This window comes from Pectobacterium peruviense (assembly GCF_003312355.2).
Lineage (GTDB): Bacteria > Pseudomonadota > Gammaproteobacteria > Enterobacterales > Enterobacteriaceae > Pectobacterium > Pectobacterium peruviense.
On the sequence record NZ_CP161826.1, the window covers coordinates 3,691,222 to 3,716,644 of the forward strand.

At 52.9% G+C, this 25,423-nt stretch carries 10 protein-coding genes; 4 read left to right on the top strand and 6 right to left on the bottom strand.

Going from position 1 to position 25,423, the window contains the following annotated elements; genetic code table 11:
* Positions 1-269 precede the first annotated feature (269 nt).
* Entirely contained in the window at positions 270-1,496 is a 1,227-nt protein-coding gene (gene sbcD, locus DUT67_RS16735) for an exonuclease subunit SbcD (RefSeq protein WP_113632014.1), read from the top strand.
* A complete protein-coding gene (locus DUT67_RS16740; RefSeq protein ID WP_113632015.1) occupies positions 1,493-5,176 on the top strand; it encodes an SbcC/MukB-like Walker B domain-containing protein in 3,684 nt (1,227 codons plus the stop codon). The genes sbcD and DUT67_RS16740 overlap by 4 nt, the downstream gene beginning before the upstream one ends.
* 2 nt (positions 5,177-5,178) lie before the next feature.
* On the opposite strand, the gene mak is transcribed toward DUT67_RS16740, so the two are convergent.
* Positions 5,179-6,090 (bottom strand): fructokinase, encoded by a 912-nt coding sequence (mak, locus tag DUT67_RS16745; protein ID WP_113632016.1) that lies wholly within the window; start codon positions 6,088-6,090, stop codon positions 5,179-5,181.
* A gap of 416 nt (positions 6,091-6,506) precedes the next feature.
* Here mak and rdgC point away from each other — a divergent pair, with 416 nt between their 5' ends.
* Complete coding sequence (rdgC, locus tag DUT67_RS16750) at positions 6,507-7,436, top strand: recombination-associated protein RdgC (protein WP_048259099.1); 930 nt, start codon at positions 6,507-6,509, stop codon at positions 7,434-7,436.
* An 80-nt stretch (positions 7,437-7,516) separates the two neighbouring features.
* Here rdgC and DUT67_RS16755 read toward each other — a convergent pair whose 3' ends face one another.
* The 5 genes from DUT67_RS16755 to DUT67_RS16775 all read right to left on the bottom strand — a co-directional run bounded on the left by DUT67_RS16755 (position 7,517) and on the right by DUT67_RS16775 (position 14,200).
* Complete coding sequence (locus tag DUT67_RS16755; protein ID WP_113627202.1) at positions 7,517-9,307, bottom strand: methyl-accepting chemotaxis protein; 1,791 nt, start codon at positions 9,305-9,307, stop codon at positions 7,517-7,519.
* Positions 9,308-9,798: 491 nt separating this feature from the next.
* Positions 9,799-10,083, bottom strand: coding sequence for a pyrimidine/purine nucleoside phosphorylase (ppnP, locus tag DUT67_RS16760; RefSeq protein WP_005975968.1), 285 nt, complete (start codon positions 10,081-10,083; stop codon positions 9,799-9,801).
* Positions 10,084-10,220: 137 nt separating this feature from the next.
* Positions 10,221-10,742: a shikimate kinase AroL gene (gene aroL, locus DUT67_RS16765; RefSeq protein WP_048259097.1), complete on the bottom strand. Its 522-nt coding sequence runs from the start codon at positions 10,740-10,742 to the stop codon at positions 10,221-10,223.
* Positions 10,743-11,297: 555 nt separating this feature from the next.
* A complete protein-coding gene (locus DUT67_RS16770; RefSeq protein ID WP_189339482.1) occupies positions 11,298-12,347 on the bottom strand; it encodes a type II asparaginase in 1,050 nt (349 codons plus the stop codon).
* A gap of 206 nt (positions 12,348-12,553) precedes the next feature.
* Complete coding sequence (locus tag DUT67_RS16775) at positions 12,554-14,200, bottom strand: multidrug ABC transporter permease/ATP-binding protein (protein WP_113632019.1); 1,647 nt, start codon at positions 14,198-14,200, stop codon at positions 12,554-12,556.
* Between the two features lie 713 nt (positions 14,201-14,913).
* Here DUT67_RS16775 and DUT67_RS16780 point away from each other — a divergent pair.
* Complete coding sequence (locus DUT67_RS16780) at positions 14,914-25,422, top strand: Ig-like domain-containing protein (protein ID WP_223254589.1); 10,509 nt, start codon at positions 14,914-14,916, stop codon at positions 25,420-25,422.
* Position 25,423: the final 1 nt, after the last annotated feature.

Below are 25,423 nucleotides of genomic sequence, written 5' to 3' on the forward strand. Positions count from 1 at the left end.
GCTGTTAGCAGGCGAAAGGCATTATGCGTCAGTTTTATGACAGATTTATGAAAAACGCACTGCCCTCCGTCGCATGATGTTACAGCGCGTACATCCTATTTTTCGAGCCGCTTTCCAAACTCTTGATTCCACCGCGACAGCCGTCATCCCTGCTATATATAATCATGGCATTACGGTGACAAAGCACCATCGCGACGACACACCATTTCACATAATGGACAATGACAACGTCATCCAACGCCGCACGGCATGAATATCGAGAGAGCACGATGCGCATTATCCACACCGCCGATTGGCATTTAGGGCAATATTTTTATACCAAAAGCCGCGCTGCTGAGCATCAGGCTTTTCTGCATTGGCTTATCGCTCAGGTGGAACACCACCACGTCGATGCCATTATAGTCGCAGGCGATATTTTTGATAACGGTTCGCCTCCCAGCTATGCGCGGGAAATGTATTATAGCTTCGTGGTAGAACTACAGCGCACAGGCTGCCAGCTTGTCATTCTCGGCGGCAACCATGATTCCGTCGCGATGCTGAATGAATCCCGCGGTTTGCTGGCCTGCTTGAATACGCGGGTGATTGCCTGCGCCAGCGACGATCCTGCCCAGCAGGTGCTCCTGCTGGAAAACCGTCAGCGGCAGCCCGGCGCACTGCTCTGTGCGATTCCTTTTTTACGTCCGCGCGATGTACTAACCAGCAAAGCCGGACAATCCGGTGATGAAAAACAGCTCGCGCTACAGGAAGCGATTACCGCGCATTACCAGCAGTGTTACCAGTTGGCTTGCCAAAAACGCGATGAGCTTGGCTTACCGCTACCGATTATTGCAACCGGTCATCTGACGACGATTGGTGCAACCGCTTCGGAATCCGTGCGCGATATCTACATTGGTACGCTTGATGCCTTCCCTGCTCAGGCTTTTCCCCCTGCGGATTATATCGCCCTCGGGCATATTCACCGCCCGCAGCGCGTGACCCAAAGTGAGCACATTCGCTACAGCGGCTCCCCCATTCCGCTGAGTTTTGATGAACTCGGCAGCGAGAAATCCGTTTGTCTGGTCAGTTTTATACCCGATGCGCCGCCGAAAATAGATCTACTGCCCATTCCCGTAACCCAGCCGATGCAGTTGATTAAAGGCAGTCTGAGTGACATTGAACAACAGCTGTCCGCCTTCGAGAACTATCAGGGCGATAAACCCGTGTGGCTGGGTATCGAACTCAGCACGCAGGATTATCTGAGCGACATGCAAAAGCGCGTTCAGGCGATGACCGAGAACCTGCCCGTTGAGGTACTTCTGCTGCGCCGCACGCGCGAACAGCGTTTGCAGGCGATGACCCGACAGGACAAAGAAACGCTAAACGAATTGAGCGTGCATGACGTTTTTGAACGTCGTCTGGCAACGGAGACAGAAATGGAAGACGGTCGCCAACAGCGTGTGCGCACGCTGTTTAATCAGGTTATTGATGAATTGGAAAATAGCGAGTCTGCCAAATGAAAATCCTCAGTCTGCGCTTAAAGAATCTCAACGCGCTGAAAGGCGAATGGAAGATCGACTTCACGCAGGAGCCATTTTCCAGCAACGGCTTATTTGCGATTACCGGCCCAACCGGGGCAGGAAAAACCACGCTGCTCGATGCCATCTGTCTGGCGCTGTATCACGAAACACCACGGTTGGGTCAACTTTCCGCTGGTAATAACGATCTGATGACCCGCAACACGGCAGAGTGTCTCGCCGAAGTAGAGTTTGAAGTTAAAGGCGTCGGATATCGCGCCTTCTGGAGCCAGCGTCGGGCTAGAAATTCGCCGGATGGTAATTTACAGGCCCCCAAGGCCGAACTCGCCCTCATTGAAAGTGGCAAAATCCTGTGTGAAAAGCTCAATGATAAGAAAGAGATGACCACGCAGCTCACTGGACTGGATTTTGGCCGTTTTACACGATCTATGATGTTGTCGCAGGGGCAATTTGCCGCGTTCCTCAACGCAAAAGCAGACGACAGAGCGGAACTACTGGAAGAACTAACCGGTACGGATATTTACGGACTGATTTCCGAACGCGTCTATGAAAAACACAAACAGGCAACCGTAGCACTGAGCACGCTACAGGCGCGCGCGTCAGGTATTCAACTGTTGACCGATGAGCAGCGTCAGCAGGTAGAAACACAGCTTGCCGAGCTGCTCCAGCAAGAGCAACAGGGCAACGCCGAGCGTGAGCAAGCACTGACTACGCTACGCTGGTTTGAGCAATTGACGCTGCGGCAAACGCAGCTCACCAACACGCAGGCACAACACGCGAGCGCCGAATCAGCCATTCAGCAGGCCAAGCCGCAGCTCGACAAGTTAGCCACCAGCGAACCGGCAGAAAAACTGAGGCCGCTACATCAGGAACGAGAGCGGAATCGGCAGGAATCCCTTACGCTCGTCCAGCAGATTGAACAACTGACTGAGAAACAGAGCGCAGAACAGTTGGCTTTGACAACGTTACGCCAGCAGGAAGAAAAGGCAGATCAGGACGTTAATGGGCATAAACAGGAACGTCAGAAACAAGAGTTGTTGATCAACGAACAGGTTGTTCCGCTTGATCATCGTATTGCCACGTTGGAGCAGCAAAAAGCCCAGCAGCAGGACGAGCTGGAAAAAACACAGCGTCGCCTGCAAACGGACGAAAGCAAACAAACACAGATCGCGATGGAGCAACAGCAGGCCAAACAACTGCTTGAACAAATCCAGTCTTACCGTCAGCAACACGCGCATCATCAGCAGTGGGGAGAACAACTTCCTCTGTGGCGCACACAGTTTCGGCAGTTGCGCCAGCTTCAGGACGATCAGCAGAAGCTAAGCCAAAAACAGATACAGCACACCGAGCTGTCGACAGCGCTCCTGCAAGAGGCCGAGACGCTGGCGGCACAGCAGCGTGAACAACAAACGGTCGTTGATGCCGCGCGCGAGTTGTTCACACAACACGATGAGACACTGAAAAATCAAGAAGCACAGCAGCCACTTTCCGCCTTGCACCAGCGGTTTCATCAACTCATCGACCAGCGAACCGCACGCCAACAGCTCGCGGCAATCAGCGACCAGTTCCAGCGTCTTTACGCCCGTAAACAGCAGCACCTCATCAGACAAGATGAGATACAAGGGCATATCAGCCAGTCAGAAGCCTTAAAGAAACAGCAACAGTCTGAGTACGAGCAACGCACCCAGCATCTGACCGATCTGGAAACGGTGTACCGGCAGGAAGAACGGATCGTTAAGCTGGAAGCTGAACGGCAACGGTTACAGGCTGGTGATCCTTGCCCGTTGTGCGGTTCGACTGAGCATCCGGCGATTGAACGCTATCAGGCGCTGCAACCATCCGAAACTCAACGTCGCCTGACGGCCCTACAGCTGGAAGTAAATCAATTAGCAACGAAACTGGCGAATACGACGGCACGGCTGGCCTCGCTAGAGCAGCAGCGGGAACAGCTGCAACAGGATATCGCTCAGAACGATGGCGAACATCAAACGCTGTTGCAACAGTGGCAAGATGTCAGTGAGCGCTTACAAGTTAACTGCACGCTGGAACAGCAGGATGCGATTGCTGCCTGGTTTGCACAACGCGAGGCCGAAGAACAGGATATTCGCCAGCAGATTAGCGTACGCGAACAGCAGCAAAAGCAGTGGCAGGAAAGTAAGGATTCACTGACAAATGATGGGACATTACTGCGGGAACTCGACCAAAAAATTGCGTTGAATACCCAGCAACAGACCTCGCTACGCGTTACACAGGAAGAAACTGCCCAGTCGCTCCAAAACGTGCAGCAGCAGCTCACGCAGTACGCTCAGGAAATCACGCAGACGCTGGCAAATGCAGGTCTTATTTTGCCAGAAGATGACGCTCAGGATGGCTGGCTGGTTGAGCGCGAGAGCGAATGGCAAGACTGGAAAGCCAAAGAACAGGAGCAGTCTCGCTTAATCCCTCTGTTAGCCACGCTGGAAAGCGATGTTCAGCATCTGAATCACAGCGTGACCGAGGCAAAGCAGCTGCTACAGGCGCAGCAACAGCAGTTGGAACAGCACAACAACGCACTCAACACGAGCCAACAAGCGCGGCTAGCGCTTTTCGGCGACAGGAAAACAGCGGATGTGCGTGAACAACTGCAACGAACCAGCCAGCAGTATGACAACACGCTCCGATTAGCCCAGTCGGCACGTCAGCACGCAGAAACAACGTTGAGCCGCCTGACGGGAGAACTGACCCGCACGCAACAGCAGTATGAACAGAGCACGCACCAACGTGATAGTGCGACTGAACGGTTTACTCAGGCTTTGCAGCAAAGTGCTTTTGCTGATGAAACCGCCTTCCTGAATGCGCTGCTTGATGAACAGGAACGGCAGACCCTACAAGCATTGAAAGAGAAGCTGTACCAGAGCTTGCAGCAGGCAGCGGCGCTTCACCAGCAGGCTGAACAGGCATTACTTGAGCTGCAACAAAAACGGCCTGCATATCTACCAGAAGAAGCAACGCAGGAATTGGTACAACAGCAGTTGTCAGAACAGGACGAAGCGCTGAAAGCCAACCTGCGGCAACAGGGAGAATTCCAACGTCAGCTATCTGACGATCGGGAACGGCGCGAGAATCAACAGTCCCTGCTTAACGAGATTGCCCAAAGCCAGCAAATGTATGATGACTGGGATGCGTTAAACTCGCTGATCGGTTCGAGTAAAGGGGATAAATTCCGCAAATTTGCTCAGGGGCTAACGTTGGATCATCTGATCTACCTCGCCAATCTCCAGCTTTCACGCCTGCACGATCGTTATCAGCTAAAACGTAAGCCCGGTGGCGAGCTGGAACTTCTGGTGACGGATACCTGGCAGGCCGATGCCGAACGCGATACAAAAACACTATCTGGTGGCGAGAGTTTTCTGGTGAGTCTATCGCTGGCTTTGGCGCTATCCGATCTGGTCAGCCATAGAGCCAGCATCGACTCTCTGTTTCTGGATGAAGGCTTCGGTACACTGGATGCCGAAACGCTGGATATCGCGTTAGATGCGCTCGATAACCTCAACGCCTCCGGTAAAACCATCGGCGTCATCAGTCATGTCGAAGCCATGAAAGAGCGTATTCCGGTACAGATCAAAGTGCAGAAAGTTAACGGGCTGGGCGTCAGCCGACTGGCACCGCAGTACGCCGTTTAGCCTTACTCCGTCTTTGGCCATAGCCAGGCGGCTCCGCGTACCCCGCTGGAGTCGCCGTGTATAGCCTGCCGCACAGGCGTTTCGCACTCGCCGCCGAAGATCCACTGCTTAATCTTTTCCGGCACAGTCTGATAAAGGCGAGAAACATTGCTCATTCCACCGCCAAGAACCACCACGTCAGGATCGAGCAGGTTAATCACATGCGCCAGCGATTTTGCCAAACGATGTTCATAGCGCTGCAATGCCAGCTCTGCGATGGCATCACCCTGCTCCGCTAAGGCAATGATTGCCTCACCTTTGTGTGGCTGACCGCTCAGGTGCTGGTAATCCAGCGCAAATCCCGTACCGGAAATAAAGGATTCAATGCAGCCAGACTTGCCGCAGTAGCAGGGAACCGTTTGCCGATAGCGCTGTTCGTCATCATCCATCCAGGGCAACGGGTTATGCCCCCATTCGCCAGCAATACCGTTGCCACCGACATGAGCCTGCCCGTTCAGCGCAATTCCCGATCCACAGCCAGTGCCAATGATGACCGCGAAAACGGTCTGCTTCCCAGCTCCAGCACCGTCTACCGCTTCTGAAACAGCAAAACAGTTCGCGTCATTGGCGACCCGTACGGGTCGATTTAACAGCGTGGCGAGATCGAGATCCAGCGCCTGACCGTTGAGCCAGGTGGAGTTGGCATTTTTTACCTTGCCGGTAAACGGCGACAGCGTACCGGGAATGCCTACGCCGACGCTACCGTGGCAGCCGATCGCTTTTTCAGCCATCGCCACCAGTGTGACAATAGTCCGCAGGGTTTCCGGATAGTCATTTCTTGGCGTCGGCATACGTTGCCGAAAACGTTCTTGACCCTCGTCATCCAACGCAATGACTTCTGTTTTCGTCCCGCCCAGATCGATACCGATTCTCATGATGTCTCCCCCACGTGTGGTAAATAGGCTCGGATTCCCCGAGAAATGAGGCCGCTGACAAAGTTGGTCGAGCGGTGGTCGCTCTTGTCCTACAACAGTAAGTTTGTCACCGACCTGAAAACTTTCTTATATAGATATATACCCTAAATAATTCGAGTTGCAGGCAGGCGGCAAGCGAAGAAATCCCGATGAGCTTACTTGAGTAAGTGATTCGGGTGACTGAGCGAGGCCAACGCACATGCAGCTTGAAGTATGACGGGTATAACCAGAGAAACCAATCAACTGCAATCCAAAGCGTGATAGGTATTCCTCTGAATCCGGGTATTTTATTCCACATTGCGGCTTCGAATTCGTTATCATGCGCGCAACATTACAAACCCGCGTGCAGACCTGCGCGCCCAGTCAGGGATAACACCATGTTGTGGTTTAAAAACTTAATGATTTACCGTCTAAGCCGTGACAGCATGCTGTCCAAAGATAACGTTTTGTCTGCGGATGAAATGGAAAAACGGCTCAGCGCCTTCGCGTTCACCCCGTGCGGCAGTCAGGATATGATGAAAACGGGTTGGGTATCGCCGATGGGATCGCATAGCGATGCATTAACGCACGTCGTTAATGGGCAAATCGTTATCTGCGTTCGCAAAGAAGAAAAAATTCTGCCGTCTCCCGTCATCAAACAAACCCTTCAGGCCAAAATTGAACGTCTGGAAGCGGAGCAGCACCGCAAGCTGAAAAAAACCGAAAAAGATTCGCTGAAAGACGAAGTGCTGCACAGCCTGCTGCCACGTGCATTCAGCCGTTTCAGCCAGGTCTGGCTATGGATCGATACGGTTAACGGCCTGATTATGGTCGATGCCGCCAGTGCAAAAAAAGCAGAAGACACGCTGGCGCTACTGCGAAAAACGCTGGGTTCTCTGCCTGTTGTACCGCTGACGATGGAAAATCCCATCGAGCTGACGCTGACCGAGTGGGTTCGTTCCGGTGAGCCCGCAGCTGGTTTTGCGCTACAGGATGAAGCTGAGCTGAAAGCGATTCTGGAAGACGGTGGCGTTATCCGCTGTAAAAAACAGGATTTGGTCTGCGATGAAATTGCCGTGCATATTGAAGCGGGCAAGCTGGTTACCAAGCTGGCGTTGGACTGGCAGGAACGCATTCAACTGGTCTTGTCTGATGACGGCTCGGTAAAACGATTGAAGTTCTCAGATACCTTGCGGGAACAGAATGACGATATCGATCGGGAAGATTTTGCTCAGCGGTTTGATGCCGATTTCATTTTGATGACCAGCGAGCTGGCTGCATTGATTGCGAATCTGATTGAAGCGTTAGGCGGCGAAGCCCAACGTTAATACGATCGATTGTTAATACAGTCGGTGATTGCCCGCCGCCGTTCAGACGGCGGGCGATACCTCATCAGCGACTGAATCCGTTAGACCCGGAATGCCCCGACAACGGAGTTCAGTTCTTCAGCCTGTGATTGCAACGCACCCGAGGCGGCAGCAGATTCCTGCACCAGCGCGGCGTTTTGTTGCACCATCGAATCCAACTGCGCGACAGCTTTGTTGATCTCGTTAATGCCACGCATTTGCTCATCTGCTGCATGCGTAATTTCAGACATCACCGAGCTCACCGTAGATACACCACCGACAATTTCATTCATCTTGTCGCTGGCCTGACGAACCTGTACTGAGCCAGACGTCACACTGGAGACCGTCGCTTCAATCAGCTCTTTAATTTCTTTTGCGGCCTGCGCACTACGCTGTGCAAGGCTGCGAACTTCACCCGCGACAACAGCGAAGCCACGGCCCTGTTCACCCGCTCGCGCTGCCTCTACGGCGGCGTTAAGCGCCAAAATGTTAGTCTGGAACGCAATGCCATCAATCACACCGATAATGTCGCCAATTTTGCCCGACGCGACCACGATTTCTTCCATCGTGACAATCACATCAGACACGACTTTGCCACCCGTACCGGCATCTTTCGACAGCAGCAGCGCTTTAGCGTTAACCTGTTGCGCAGATCCTGCCGACTGCGTTACCGCAGCAGAGATTTCTTCTAGTGAAGCCGCCGTTTGCTGGATACTCGACGCCGCAGATTCCGTACGCGCAGAGAGATCGTTATTTCCCGCTGAGATTTCATCCGCAGCAACCTGAAGCGATGCGCTGATATCCCGAATCTGCACCATTACCTGGCTGATCTTATCGACAAAAATATTAAACGAGCGGGCAATTTGTGACACTTCATCATGCCCTTCATCCGGCAGACGTTGCGTCAGATCGTTGTTGCCACTGCTGATATCATCCATTGCGTCGCGGATTTGCAGCAGGCGCTTGAGCGTTGACGTGATGATGAAGCCGATAACCAGCGTCCCCAACAGCGCGATGATGACGAGCGTAATGACCGATGTGGAGAGCAGAGAACGCATGCCTGCGGTAGCTTCAGCTTTATCCAGTGCCACCAGCATGTACCAGCTTGTGCCGGTAATCGGCTTTGCCAATACCAGCTTTGCCGATCCGGAGAAATCCACATCGCGGGCGCTATCTGCTGAAAGCACGTCGTTCAGATTAATCGCGGGGGCGATGTCGGTGATATTTTTCAGCGTCAGTTTTTCATCCGGATGCGCAATGATCGTACCGTTACGGTCAATCAACACGCCGAAACTCCCCGGGCTAGGGTTGATAGCCTTGACGTTTTCGATCACGCTTTTCATCGTCACGTCACTGCCGACTACGCCTCTGACCGTACTTCCTTCTAGCACAGGTGCGACAAAAGAAACGACCAGCGTATTCGTTACCATATCAACGTACGGCGCAGTTGCCAGCGGCTTGCCTTCTTTCACTGCCTGCTGATACCAAGGCCTGATAGTAGGGTTGTAATCAGCAGGAATGCCGCCTGGATCGGCAAACTTGGCAGTACCATTGGCGTACCCCATGTATACGTTCAGGAACCCGCCAGATGCCACAATCTGTTTAAACAACGGAATAGGATCTTCATCCTGAATGGCGCGGTCATGCAGTGCGGAGATCATCTGCGTTTTAGAAGCAACCCAGTCGCTCACCGCTATACTGTGGCTCGTCGCTACCGCATCAAGCGTATTCTGGATCGATTCCTTATTTGCGTTATTAGCTATGGTGTAATTAAGAAAGGTATTGATAACAAGTGAAAGTACAACAATGGTCGAACAGGCCGCAAGAATGCGGGAACGGGTCGTTTTCAGCATAAAATACTCTTTGCGTAGAATAGTTATACTATCCATAACGGCACAGTAAAATAAAACTTGAGTACGATCACATTTTACAGCCGTCATTTATCTTAAAAGTTGCTTTGAAAATTAATACGTTCAACCAAGTCATTACGTAAAAAAAGAGAAGTAATGAATAACTCGCTACAAAACCGAAGTAAAAAACCACGATAAAGACACAACAAAGAATAAATCACTTATTATTTTCCATAATAAAAAATTATTGATAAGGTTGATTATTCATTGATTTTTAACAATTCAGGGATAATTCTTAATAAACTCACTATTGTTTCGTATTATTAATTAATAAACTCAATTAAACAAAATAACTCATATATGGAATTAATGATTAGTGTTACGAAAGGAAAATGAAAAGTGTCTGTCGACTCTAAAAAATAGCGGGCAACAAAAAGTGGCTTTCCATTCATAACGGAAAGCCACTTTCTTTTTATTGGTAAGGAGGGGGGAAATTACAGGTATTTACACAAATAAGATGTCGGCTCGACCACCTGTAAATTGAACTCGCTTTTTCCTGGAACAAAAAACGTTTCTCCCGGAGTGAAAACCTGCCAATCCGGTGCGCCGGGCAACAGTACTTTCAATGCCCCGGTGATCACAGTCATTTCTTCCGGCTGCCCGGTTCCAAACGTGTATTCACCCGCATCCATAACACCGACACTAGCGCGACCAATGCTGTCGCCTTCAAAACCGATTGACTTGACCTTCCCTGCAAAATACTCATTTACATTCAGCATAGCGCGGCACCTATTGTCGAAAAATTCATGAAATTCATCTTAAAAGGAGAGTTGAGCCACTGTCACGATCTATTCATTGAAAGTTAGTGCTCAGTAACACTGACTGATGATTATTTTGCCAGTTCCCGTTTGCTACCCTACGCTGCCGACGAGCGCAGCACCTTCAACACGCTTGTCACAATAGCGTCCGGCGTCTGCGACGCATCAATAACGTGATGCGCCACACCGCGATAAAGCGCTTCACGCGCAGCCAGTACGTCGGCCATTTCCTCTGCGATGGGACGACCTGTCAGCGTAGGTCGCTGGTCATCCTGCGGATTTTCTTCCAGTCGCTGAGCCAGCAGTTCTGCATCCGCGTGGAGGTAAATAACGATGCCTTTATCATGCATAAAACGACGATTGGCTTCCGCTAGCACCATTCCGCCGCCTGTTGCGACGATGCAGCGGTTAGACGCCACCTGCTGAAGCGCCAGACTTTCACGCTGGCGGAAACCATGCCATCCCTCCTGCTCGACCACATCAGCGACCGTCATATTGGTCGTCTGCTGCATAAACAGGTCGGTATCGACAAAGTCATATCCCAACGCCTGCGCCAGTTGATGCCCAATGGTGGTCTTCCCACAGCCTCTGGCACCAACCATAAAAATGGGGTGTGTCATGTAATGACGAATCCTTCTTTTTTACTCACCCGTTACGCCCGATATCAAGCTGCACACGCGTTGTGCGGTACCGCAACTCAAACTATTTCGGGTATCAAAGATAAATGGGGGTGATTACCAGCTTTGTCGTGGGCTGAATCATACCGATAAAATCGACAGAGAGGGAAGTGACTTCTCAGTGGGAATGAAAAGTTGAATAACTAAAAGTAAAAATGGGATGACAGTAAATATACCCTAAATAATTCGAGTTGCAGGACAAAACGCTAGCGTTTTGAACAACGCAATGCGTTGGCCCGATAGGGCAAGGCTTATTCATAAGCCTTGTAACGCGGCGAGCGAGGGCATCCCGATGAGCTTACTCAAGTAAGTGATTCGGGTGACTGACAAGTCTGCCAGAGGCAGATTCGAACGCTGCTTGCAGCGGCCCCAACGGGGCGAGGTCCACATAAGTGGCCCGAGTAGCGACGCCAACGCACATGCAGCTTGAAGTATGACGGGTATAAAAAGCCCCGCGTTTAAAGGCGGGGCTGGCACACTAAAAAACCGCACAAGCGATTAATAAGCGTGGAAGTAATCCTGAATCACCGCTGGGTTCGTCGTTTTTGTCAGCGCCAGCATCAGCAGAATACGTGATTTTGCTGGGCTAAGAGAATCGGCAACCAGACCAGGTTGACCTGCATCTGGTGGGACGATACCGCTGCCGGTACGGCTGGAACGCACGACAACAATGCCTTTGCTTTCCGCTTTGCGGATGCCAGCGTCGCCGCGCTTGGATACGCTACCTGCGCCCATGCCCGCATACACGATGCCTTTTACGCCGTGCTTGATAGAAGCGTCATACATGTATTCTGGGTCATCCTGATAACCATAAATAATGTCGACGGCTGGCAGTTTATCGATGTTGGTCACATCAAACACAGAACGCGTGGTGTGAACTTTATCCAGACGAGTCTGGTAGTAAACTTTGTCACCGATAATCACGCCCAGATAACCTTCTTCTGGCGCTTTAAAGGTATCCAGCGTAGAGGCGTTGGTTTTGCTGATGAAACGGGCAGATCCAATACGGTCGTTCAATACAACCAGCACACCACGACCGCGGGAGTTTTTATCCGCTGCCACTTTTACTGCACCGTACAGATTCATCGGGCCGTCGGCACTGATTGCCGTTGCCGGGCGCATCGCAGCAACAAAGACGACTGGCTTGTCGCTTTTCACCGTCAGGTTCAGAAAATAAGGAGATTCGTCGAGCGTATCCGTACCGTGCGTAATGACCACGCCATCAACATCGCTGCGTGCCAGCAGCTCGTTCACGCGCTTGCTTAGCGTTAGCAACACATCGCTGGTCATATTTTCACTGCCGATGCTGGCAACCTGCTCACCTTTGATATTGGCAAGCGTTTTCAGCTCTGGCACTGCTTGAATCAGCGTCTCTACGCCCAACGCACCAGCTTTATACCCAGTGGTTTGCGTATTGGCCGCTGCGGAACCCGCTATCGTACCGCCCGTTGCCAGAATGACAATGTTAGGTAGATTTTCTGCCGCATTTGCCAGAGACGAAAAGCAAACAAAAACAACAACGAATAATGCGTTAAACATCCTTTTCATAACATATACCAACTTATTGAGTTAAGTGGCAGACCAGATACGTCAGGTGCCTGATCTGTAAGTAAAAAACCTCAACTCTGTTGGCAGCCTGCCAACATTGGCGCTTATAATGCCCCAGAATTCAACGAATTAATATATGCCCGTCAGACTTCACGCTAACGGTGTGCCATGACTCACAGCGCGACATTTTGCCGCGCTGGCTTGCGCTAGCGGCTAATCTGCGCGACGGCATCCTGCGAGGCCTGTTCACGCGCGGCACCCGTCAGTTCTGACAGCGTACCCTGATGCATTTCAAGCAGTCGGTCGGCATGTTCAAAGTAGTGATCGTCATGGCTGATCGCCACAATCGTTTTCCCCAATGCGCGCAACTGCGGTAACAGCTCAAGATAGAACACGCGGCGGAATTGCGGATCCTGATCGGCGGCCCATTCATCCAGCAGCAAGATGTCGCGCTGTTCGGCGACCGCCAGCAGTAGTGCTACACGCTTACGCTGCCCTTGTGAGAGCTGCAAATTCATCACCTGATGATTCTCCAGCGTCAGCTTATGCTGCATGTTTAGGCGCTCCAACCAGCCATCGACCAGCGCCGTATCCGGCTCCGCTCCCTGCGGCCCCATCATTTGTCCGAACAGGTGGAAGTCGGTAAAAATGGCAGAAAATAGCTTTTGATAATCTCCTCGAGTTTCCGGCGTAACGGGATGGTTATCCAGCAGCAGCGTACCCGACACTGGCGTATAAAGCCCTGTCAGCAGCATCGCTAGCGTCGATTTCCCGCTCCCGTTCCCACCAATGAGAAACACCAGCTCGCCGCGCTTTATCACCAGATTGATTGGCCCAACTTCAAAGCCGGAATCGTCATAACGAAACACCACGTCACGTAGTTCCAGTGTGTGCCAATCGGCAGGCGCCATTGCAGAGGAAAAAGATTCCTGATAATCAACCAAATCAAAACGTTTCAACTTATTAAACGCCACTTGCGCGCTCAACAATGTTGGTAGTGCACCAACAGCCTGAAGCATCGGCGTCCGTAAAAAAAGCAGCGTAAGTGAGTAAGTCGCCGCGACATTGGTATCCGCCCAGCCGAGATTGTTTGCCATGAAAAAAACCGCGCCAATCACGCCCAGCATCATAATATTCGACCAGTTCACCGCGCTGAGATGGAAGGTGTCGGCGCGAATCACATTCTGTCGATAATCTTGCGCATTGGCCTGATAAACCTCTTCATACAGTTTTTGCGCCCGCTCCCGATTGAGCGTCAGTTCCTTACGGCCGTTAATCACGGTTTCGTAATCTTTCTGAAGGCGGTCTTCCGCTTCTCGAACCTGAGTAAGATGGCGGTACACGCGGGAAACCAGCATGAATCCGCCCCAGAGGGTTATCACAATCCAGATGGACGTCACGACTAGCATTTTTGGAGAGAGCCACGCCAGATAAGCCGCTGAGCCGATAGTCAGCACAATGCCCTGAATCAGCTCCGGCAGGCGCACAAACGCGATGGTGATATTGCGGATATCGCTGGACAGGCTGGCGAGCAATTGCGCACTCCCAATCTGCTCAATACGGGCAATGTTGGTATCCAGAATTCGCTTGATAAATTGCCCGCGCAGGCGATAAACGAAATGGTGCCCGAGCGTGGTCAACGCCAGTTGCGATACCAGCGTCACCCCCATAAGAAGCAGCAGTAAGCCCAGAAACTGTGGCAAGACGCTCAACGATTGATTGACCGTTTCAATCAATTGCAGGTTGATAAAGGCAATCAGCCCAATGCCTAAGGCTGCGCTCAGTAAACTTAAAATAATAACGGCGAGAAATGGCCAACGGTATTGTTGGTAAACAATGCGGAGCAACTCCATAACAACCTGGTCTCTATGATGAAAACAATCGTCCGCAGTGTAATGGTGATAACTGTGATATCAAGAATAATTCTCATATTCAGCCCGCCCTCCAACTCACTCCCCGCAAATTCACTCCCAGAGCCATAGGAAAAACGCATTAGCAATCATGATAAATCATCACGATTTGCTATCACTTTTTACCGCTATCTTTGTTGACGCTCATTTTTTAGCGCCAAAAAACAATAAAAACACATTGATACAATAAATATAGATAAAGACACGGTTACCCGCGAAATCCCTACCCCCTCCCTTAACCCGAATGTACGCCAAAAGCGCACCACCACGCCATCAGGAACGCTAAGTGATGGTAATTCAACATGATAATTAGTGAGATAATAATTAAATAAGAAAACCAGTCCGCTAAACCATTTAATACGTAAGAATATTGTCATAATTTTTATTTTCAAAACATTTCAAAAAAGTTGGATCTTTATCTAAGCCGCACCTATAAATATCAAGAATTGGATGAATATCATCCCGATGGCCTAATCCCCGTAAAAGAGTGATAGCACACCGTATCTTTAGCCACTCTTACTGTTTTTGTTTCTGAACCAGGTCAGCTTTAGCGCCCTTCTTTTTGGTTGCGCATATACCCATACCTATCCACTACGGCACTCAATTTGCTGGGAGAGGTATCAGACAATGGTTGCAGATAAGTAAGAGGCTACTTCATGTCAGATATGAATATTATTTCGGGAAATACAAATATCCTGTCACGTAACGGTGGCCAATTCATCAGTACAGTCCCTCAGGGAGCAACAAATGTCGAGCTGCTGGAAAGCAGCACCGTTCGAATCAATGCCACACCAGACATCGTGTCTCGCTATGAGCGCGTCGGCAACGATCTTATCTTGCACATGAAAGACGGCACAACCGTCCGCTATGAAAGCTTCTTCACGCTGGACGCGGCTGGCTACCACAGTGAACTGGTTTTTGATGATGGTACTCGGCTCATCCATGCGCAGTTCTCCGGCGCAGCAGCCGCAGAAGGGGCCGCACTTACAGCAGAAGCCATTGCCCTTACGCCAGAATACGCTGCACTGGGTGATATGACGTCATTACTGATCGGTAGCACCGCCAGCACGCTATCGACCGCCACGTTGGGCAGCGTTCTCGGTGCTATCGCTCTCGGCGGAGCTGCTGTTGCAGGGGTCGCGGTCGCCGTTGCCTCATCGAGCGATGACAACACCACACCGGCTCCTGCTCCAGCCCCCTTAACCATTGATACCTTCGCGGGAAATAATGGGCTGAACCGTACGGAAATCGGCCAACCTCATATCCTCAGTGGGAAAACAACAGGCGTCAGCGCAGGGCAAACGGTCACCATCACGTTGAATGGCGTGGTTTATACCACCACGATAGCCGCCGATGGCAGTTGGCAATTTACGCTACCTGCGGATGCATTTACTGGGCTGGAAGACGGCATTTACGCATTAAAAGTGAGCGTGCCGGGTGCGAACGGCGTCGTCCATGAAAGAACCCTCGATCTCACCATTGATACCCTGCCACCAAATTTAACCGTTGATAAATTCACGGGTGATAATTATCTCACCGTCGGAGAGCTGGCAAACGGCCAGGTCCTCAACGGAACGGGTGAGGTGGGCCATCAAGTCACTATCTTGCTAAATGGGAAAACCTATAGCGCCACCATTAATGCAGCCGGTAGCTGGACCCTGACCGTTCCTGCGGCGGACCTGCGCGCACTGAGCGAAGGTGAACACGCGCTGTCGTTCACGGTTACCGATAATGCCGGTAATATTACCGTGGTCAGCCGCACCGTTATTGTCGACACCACACCGCCGGAACTGTCCCTGTTACCCTTTACCGGAAACAATCTGCTCACCGCCGACGAACTGCAATCCTCACAGTTTGTCTCCGGTACGGCTTCCCTGTCGGATGTCGGCCAGACAGTGACAGTGACACTCAACGGTATCACCTATACCACCACCGTAGAGAGCGATGGTGCATGGAGTGTTTTCATTCCCTCCGGCGATATCCAGGCGCTGACTAACGGCTCCTACAGTCTGGTTGCGTCACTAACGGATAAAGCAGGCAACACCACTACGCTACCACCACAAACCATCACGGTGGATACCAGCGCTGAAGCGGTTAACATCAGTATCATCTCATTTGATAATCGCCTGAATGCCGTGGAAGCAGGACAGCCGCTAACCATTGATGGCACGACGGCCAACGTTGCTGCGGGTCAAACGGTTACCATCACATTGAACGGAAAGCCCTACACCGCAACAACGGGGGCAGATGGCAAATGGTCTGTGGACATCCCTAGCGCCGACCTGCTTGCTCTGACGGATGGCAGCAACACCATTACTGCCAGCGTGCAAGGGATAAGCGGAGAAACCGTCACCGTCGACCACACGCTGGATGTACACATCAATACCCTTCCGTCCATTACGCTGACGCCGCCTTTCACCGACGGCGTATTAAACGGAGCAGAGGCAGCACAGGATCAGGTCATCAGCGGGGAAACCGGAATTAGCGGCAGGGGCCAGACCGTCAGCCTGACGATCGGCGGGTATTATGTTACCGGAACGGTGGATGCCAACGGGCACTGGACGGTCACGATCCCTAAAGACGTGCTGCAAAACCTGCCATCGGATAACGTTAGCGTATTGGAAATTGTTGTTCGCGATATTGCAGGCAACGAAACCACGGTGACGCAAAACATCAACGTGGATACAACGCCGCCCACGCTCACCGTCTCAGCCATCGCCCAAGACAATATCCTCAACGGTGCGGAACTGGCGGTCGATCAGATCGTCAGTGGAACGGCATCGCTTAGCGAAGCAGGTCTTACCGTCACCGTTACACTGAATACCAAACCCTACACCGCCACCGTCGGTAGCGACGGGAACTGGAGCGTCACACTGCCAACGGCAGATTTAGTGGCTATCGCTGACGGTAACCAAAGTCTGACCGTTACGCTGACGGATGCCGCGGGCAACACCACAACGGTTACCCGTCCGCTCACCATTGATAGCGGCGCAACCACAGCCCCAACCATCACCATCAATAACTTCGCAGACGATAACGTTATTGATGGTGCGGAAGCCAAAGTCAGCCAGCAGTTAAGCGGAACGACAGCTAACGTAGAGGCTGGGCAAGTTGTCACCATTAGCCTGAATGGAAAAACCTATCTTGCTACCGTGCAATCCGGCGGTGTCTGGAGCATCAATGTTTCAACGGCGGATATAGCACTACTGGCAGACGGTGCACACAGTATTAGCGTTAGTGTGAATAACAAAGCAGGCAACGGAGCGAGCGGAAGCCGGGATATCAACGTAGACAAGTCTGGCGACAGTATCGCGATCAACATCGTCGCCAGTGACAACCTGTTAAGCCGAGCAGAATCCCTTCAACCGCTGGCGATCAGCGGTAATACCGCCAATGTTCCTGCGGGGCAGACAGTTACCGTTACGCTGAACGGAAAAAATTACACCACCACCGTTGCGGCAGATGGCAGTTGGACATTGCAAATCCCCAGTGCCGATCTCCAGCTTCTGTCAGACGGCAATGCTACCGTAACCGCTAGCGTAAATGTGGTGGGAGGCGTTGCCGTAACCGACGCTCACACTCTCGGCGTCCACATTCATACTCTGCCTCAACCGACGATCGATACCCCGTTCGGCAATGGTTCCTTGAACGGCGCAGAGGCGTTGGTCAGCCAGACGATTACCGGCCACACGGGCATCAGCGGCGCGGGCCAGAGTGTCATCTTGTCTCTCGGCGGTAAATCTTATACAGGAACGGTTGATACGGCAGGCAACTGGAAAGTCACCGTCCCTGCGGCCGATCTCCAGCAGTTGCCAGAAGGTGATAACACACTGTTGGTGACGGCACAGGATGCCGCGGGCAATCAGGCTGGCCATACGTTTGTCAGCCATACCGATTTCACCGCCCCGACCCTGACCATCGGCACCATTGCGGGCGACGACACCATCAATCTGGTCGAATCGCAAAACAACCAGACCGTCAACGGCACCGCGTCAATCAGCGAAGCAGGTCGCACCGTCGTTATCACCTTCGATGGACAGTTCTATACCGGCGTTGTTGCGGCCAATGGCAACTGGAGCATCAATTTACCCACCGCCGCCCTGCGCGGCATGACCGATGGCAGCTACACGCTATCCGCTTCGCTAACCGATGCTGTCGGGAATACCGCCAGCGTCGAGAAATCCGTTACGCTGAGTGCCGACCCTGCGTTCCAGCCAACGATCTTCGTTAATGCTTTTGTTGATGAAAATAACCTTATCAGCGCGGCGGATCTCAAAGTCAGCCAGTGGCTGACGGGCACCAGTTCGAATGTGGAAACAGGTCAGGTCGCCACCATTCTCCTTAACAAAAAATTCTACTTTGCTACCATCCAGAGTGGTGGCAATTGGGGTGTAGAAATTCCGGCTGAGCATATGGCTGAACTCAGCGAAGGAATGGTAGCTATCTCTGCCCAGATCGCCGATCTGGCAGGGAACACCGGGAATCATGAAATATGGTCTTCTATCGACACCAGCAGTGACAGTATCTCTATCAGTATTGTCGCAATTGATAACCAGATTAATCGCCTCGAAGCATCACAGCCGCTGACCATTTCGGGTTCGACGGTCAACGTCACCCTAGGAGAAAGCGTTACCGTTACGCTCAATGGCAAGAACTATACAGGCACGATTGCCGCGAACGGCAGTTGGAGCATCACGATCGGCAGTAGCGATATGCTCGCGTTACCGGATGGCACAGCAACCATTACCGCCAGCGTCGCTAACCCCGGCGATATCCCAGTGACCGCCAGCCGCAACATTGATATCCATATTAATAACCTGCCACAGCCCACGATCGACCAGCCTTTCGGCGACGGAATACTTAACATCATCGAATCGACCAGCGGGCAGAACCTGACAGGGAAAACCGGCATCAGCGGAGGGGGACAAAGCGTCATTGTCACGCTTAACGGCAAAACCTATACAGCAACTGTGGATAATCAGGGTAACTGGATCGCAGCACTTCCCGCCGCAGACCTACAATCTCTGTTAACCGGCGTGCAAACCATCCGTGTAGAAGCGACCGACACCGCAGGCAACAGCATACCGAGCACTCGCGATGTTACCGTCGACATGGCTCGCCCTATTCTGACGCTGAAACCGCTGACCAGCGACGGTATCATCAATGCGGCCGAAAGTTTGAACGATCAGCTGATCTCCGGTCATGCGCTACAAATGGATGCCGGACGCACCGTCATTGTCACCGTCAACAATAAAAATTATCAGGCACAAATTCAGGCTGATGGGAGCTGGAGTACCACCATCCCTGCTGCCGATCTCCAGGCTTTGGCTGACGGCAATTACACGGTTACGGCGACATTGACCGGGGCATCGGGTAACAGCACCACCAGCACGGGGTCATTAACGCTGGATGCTAGCCCAGCGAACCAGCCTCTCCTCACCGTCAATGCTATCGCGCTCAATAACATCATCGACGGTGGTGAAATCAACGTTTCACAAATCATCAGCGGCAGCAGCCTGAATGTCGAAGCTGGGCAGCGCGTTACCGTTACACTCGGCGACAATACCTACACCACAACGGTTGACAGCAACGGCCAATGGCGCGTCAGCGTGCCCTCTGTCGATCTCCTTCATCTGGCACAAGGCACACATACCGTCACGATCGGCGTCAACGACGTCAGCGGTAATCCGGCAACACTCAGCCAGACGATTACCGTGAATACCGCCCTGAGCGGTATCGCCATCGATACCGTCGCAGGCGATGACAAACTGAATCAAACCGAAGCCGCGCAAGATCTGACCATCAACGGCAGCAGCCAGAACGTGGCTACGGGCACCGCCGTCACAATCATGTTAAACGGGAAAAGCTACGGTGGGGTTATACAGCCGAACGGTTCCTGGAGCATCACCGTGTCTGCGGCAGATGTCAGCACGCTGGCCGACGGTTCGTCAACGTTAACGGTCACCACGGTAGACAGTACGGGGAATGTATTAAGCGGCAGCCGTACCATTGACGTGTTTACCCACAGTAACCCAATACTGACGCTGAACACGCCGTTCAGCGACGGTATCCTCAATGCCGCAGAGGCTGGCGTTATCCAGACGCTCAGCGGCACAACCGGTATCGCCTCACCAGGGCAAATCGTCACCGCTACACTAGGCGGTGTGACTTACACAGGGATCGTTGATACGGCAGGTAACTGGATGATTTCTCTGCCTGTGAATGGCCTGCAAAATCTGCCAAATGGTGCAACAACATTGCAGGTTAGCGTCAGCGACGCAGCCGGAAACAGCAATACCCTAACCAGCAATGTTACCGTGGCTCGTACGCCGCCTACGTTGACAGCGGCCAACTTTGCTACCGACAACGTACTGAACAGCACCGAGGTGCTGAGTAATCAGTTGCTCACGGGTACCGCCTCGCCGTCAAGCGCTGGACAAACCGTCACCGCGACGCTGAATGGCAAAACCTACAGCGGCACCGTCGGTAGTGATGGCACCTGGAGCATCACCATTCCATCAGCCGATCTGGGCAACCTGTCAGATGGCAATTACAGCATCGTAACTCGTCTGACCGATGCGGCAGGCAATACCACCACCACCACGCAGACTATTGGTGTCGATGCCAGCCCGTTAAACGCACCTGTCATCACGGTGGGTACTTTCGCCAGTAACAACATTATTGACGGTGCGGAAGCACGAGTCAGTCAGGTACTCAGCGGCACCAGTAGGAATGTAGAACAAGGCCAGACGGTGACGATTGTCTTCAATGGCAAACCGTATACTGCCGTGGTTCTGTCAAACGGGAGCTGGAGCACCACGATCTCGGACGCCGATATGGCCCTGCTGGTTAACGGTGACCAGACGATTACCGTTAGCGTGAGTGATACCTCTGGCAATACTGCCACCTCCAGCAGCACCGTCACGGTCAATACCAATGCAAGTGGACTGTCTATTGCGCCAATCACCGGGGATAACCAGCTAAACGCACTGGAAGCGACAAACGGCATTACGATTAACGGCGGTGCTGTCAATGTAGCGCCGGGCACCAATGTAAACATCATATTGAACGGAAAAACCTATACCGCACAGGTGCAGCCAGACGGTACCTGGAGTGCCATCATTCAGCCCAGCGACTTGCAACTGCTGGGTGATGGCATCACCACAGTTCATGTTACGGCAGTCGATCAGGCTGGCAATGCCCTATCGGGTACACAGCAGTTGGGTATCAGTATCAACAACCCACCAGTAGCGTCGCTGAATATGCCATTTAGCAACGGCTACCTGAATCTTAGCGACGCACAAGCCGGGCAGACACTCTCCGGTACCACGGGCTTGCGCGGAGCAGGGCAAACCGTCAGTGTCACGGTTGGCACCACGGTCTATTCCGGTACGGTTGACAGCAGCGGCAACTGGATCCTTCAACTGCCATCGTCCGCCCTGACTGGGCTGGCAGACGGCCTACTCAATATTTCCGTTACCGTCAGCGATGCGGCAGGTAATACCTCCACCGTTCAGGGCGGCGCATCTGTTGATTTGACCCCACCGGTGCTGACCATCAACCCGATTGGCATCGACGATATCATCAACATCGCAGAAAGCCTGCTGCCGCTGCAAATCAGTGGTACATCTCCCATCAACGACAGCGGTCGCCCCATCATTGTCAACGTCATCATCAATGGGCAGATCTATCAAGGGCTGGCACAAGCCGATGGCACCTGGAGCGTCACCGTGCCTGCTGGCGACTTGCAAAACATGCCAAACGGCATCACGGCCATCACCGCCACCTTGACTGATGCCGCAGGCAATACCGGCACGGTCAGCCATACAATTACGCTGGATACCGACCCAGCTAAAGCACCGACTCTGACAATAGCCACACTGTCTAACGATGATTATCTCAATCTGGCAGAGTCGGGACTGCCATTGACACTCTCCGGCAGCAGCCAGAATGTAGAGCAGGGCCAGCAGGTCACCCTTGTCCTCAACAATCAGACCTACTTTGCCACCGTGGGTGCAGATGGCAGTTGGAGTGTTCAGGTTCCAGCCACGGATGTCGGCAATGTGCCTGATGGTAAGCAAACCGTGAGTGCCAGCGTGACCGACGTAAGCGGCAACCCCGGTTCAGCTACCCACGCGATTACCGTCATCACCGATGCCGCCAACCTGCCGAGCATCACCATTGCGACGCTGTCAGGCGATGACATCATCAGCGCGCAGAATAGCCAATCTGACTTGCTCATCTCGGGCTCAACGACGAATGTTCAGACGGGACAGCGTGTGACGGTGATGTTGAATAACAAAACCTACATGGCTACCGTTGGCGCTGACGGCAGTTGGAGCACCACGGTTCCCGCCAGCGATGTTCAAAATCTGCCACAGGGTAACCAAGACGTCACCGCGGCGGTGAATGACATCGCGCAGAATCCTGCCACGGCGACCCATCCGTTTACGGTCGATACCATCCCACCGCTGCTGTCCATCGACATGCTGGCCGATACCAGCGATATCGGTCTGGCAGACGCGCTAGCCGGATTACCGCTGAGCGGCAAGGCCGAAGCGGGTCTCCAGGTCACTATCAAAGTCGGTGTGGCTGTCTATAGTACCGTTGCTGACAGTAACGGTATCTGGCAGATCGCCATTGCAGCGGCCGATCTGTTGGCGTTGGGTGATGGCGTGAAAACGCTAGCAGCCAGCGTGACGGATGGTGCAGGCAATGCCAGCGCGACCAGCATTGATATTACGTTGAAAACGCAGTCTCTGCCGACGCTGACGTTGGATGCACTCTATGACAACAATGTCCTTAATATCTCGGAGCTGGCAACAGCAACGACCATCGGCGGCAGCTACACCAATCTGCCCGTCGGGACGGCGATTCAGGTCACCATAGGGGCTTATACCGTGACGGGCCTGACGCTGGCGGGAGGGCTATGGAGTGCCACCATCCCCGCCAATGCGCTTAGCATACTGGCAGATGGCAACGTACAGGTCAGCGCAACGGTCACTGACAGCGCAGGCAATACGGGAAGCGCGAGTGGGGCGTTGGATATCGTCATTAATACCAATTTCGCCGTCAGCGTCACCCCGCCGTTTATTGACGGTGCGTTAAATCAGGCGGAAAGCACAGTCGATCAACTGCTAACGGGTACAACAGGGCTACTCGATCCAGGCCAAAGCGTTTCAGTCTCAATCACCAACGGCACTCTCACCCACACTTACACTGCCACCGTTGCGGCCAATGGTCAGTGGAATGTGACATTACCTGCCGCCGATTTGTCTTCACTCGGCGATGGAACACATACCATCAACGTGACCGCGACTGACCACGCAGGCAATACCGGAACAGGCGGCGGAACGTTCACCAGCGTGATTGTGGGTGTGCCTGTCGCTACATTGGATACCCCCTTCGGCGATGGCAAGCTGAGCGAAGCTGATGCGTTACTGGGTGGTACGCTATCCGGGCAAACGGGGCTCACCAGCAACGTGGGGCAAACCGTGTCGGTCAGCATCAACGGCACCAGCTTCCCTGCGACAGTCAATGTCGATGGCAGTTGGACGCTGTCACTGAACAGTACCACGCTGATTAATATGCCAGATGGCACGGCTACATTTACGGTCACCATCACCGATGCCGTAGGCAATACCAGCGCTACGTCAGGTACAGCAGATATTCTGACGACAACCCTGCCTGTAGCAACGCTGGATCTGCCTTTTGGCGACGGGATTCTTAACACCACCGAAATTCTGGCTATCCAGAGCCTGACCGGTAAAACCGGCATTACTGGCGTGGGTCAAAACGTCACCGTTACCGTGACCAATAAAACTACGCTGGCGGAAACCGCCTTTACCGCCACTGCAGACGGGCTAGGCAGTTGGTCCAGAGATCTGTCCCCTGCCGATTTGGCGATCTTCACCCAAGGCAATTACAGCATTGCCGTCACCGTCACTGACCGGGTAGGCAATACCAATACCAGCGTTTCACGCGATATCAGTGCAGCATTAACCCTGCCCGCGCCGACTGTCGACGTGCTGCCGTTTGGCGTCGATGGCATTCTGAGTAGCGCCGAAGCCGCGTCAGCACTCACCTTCTCTGGACGCACGCAAATTGGCGGCAGTGGGCAAGGTGTAAAACTGGAGATTGACCTCAACGGCATTCGCTACGCTGCGGCGGTGGATAATGCAGGTAACTGGTCCGTTACGCTGCCACCGAATGCGTTGAACTCACTGGGCGACGGCCAGCATACCATCACGGTGACGGCCGTTGATGCCGCAGGCAACGTCGGTTCGACACCAATCTTGTTTGTCAGTGACCTCACCCCACCGGCGATTACGCTCAATACACCGTTTGGCGATGGCTACCTAAGTATCGCTGAAGCGGCAACGCTTGCTGGCAGAACACTAAGCGGTAACGCGGGTGACGCGGTGAGCGTGAATGTCACATTTGGAGGGCAACCGCTTGTCGTACAACTTAGTGGCGGAATCTGGACGGCAACGTTGACGCCGGTCCAACTTGCTCTGCTTGCTGACGGCACCCAAAACATCAGCATTACGGCGACAGACAGCATAGGCAACAGCGGCACGTTGAATTCTCAGGCAATCCTGGCCGTACAAGCCGCCCCGACGGTCTCTATTACCGCCTTCGCCGGTCTGAATGGCCTTGATTATGTCGAAAGCCGCACCACGCAGGCGGTCAGCGGGACATCAACCGGTTTGGAAGTCGGGCAAAATGTCACCGTCAGGCTGAATGGCAGTGACTACACCACGAAAGTGCTCACCGGCGGGATCTGGAGCGTTAACATCCCGTCTTCGGCGCTCATCGCGCTGTCCAATACACAGCACGCCCTTTCCGTCAGTGCGGAAGACCGGGCCGGAAACCCAACGACACCGGCCAGCGTTAACTTTAACGTCAACCTGACGCCACCGCCGACGGTGATGACCATTGACCCAATTTCGACCGACAACATCATCAACGCCGCAGAGATAGGCGGCAACATCACGATCTCTGGGCGCTCTATCGGTTCTTCGTCAGCGATGTCACTCATACAAGTTTCGATTAACGGAGTGGCACTTCAGACCCCTCCTTTCATTGTCACCGACATCAACGGTAACTGGAGCACAACTATTTCAGCTCTGCCAGCCTTTGCTGGTCAGGGGTCTATAGCGTAAC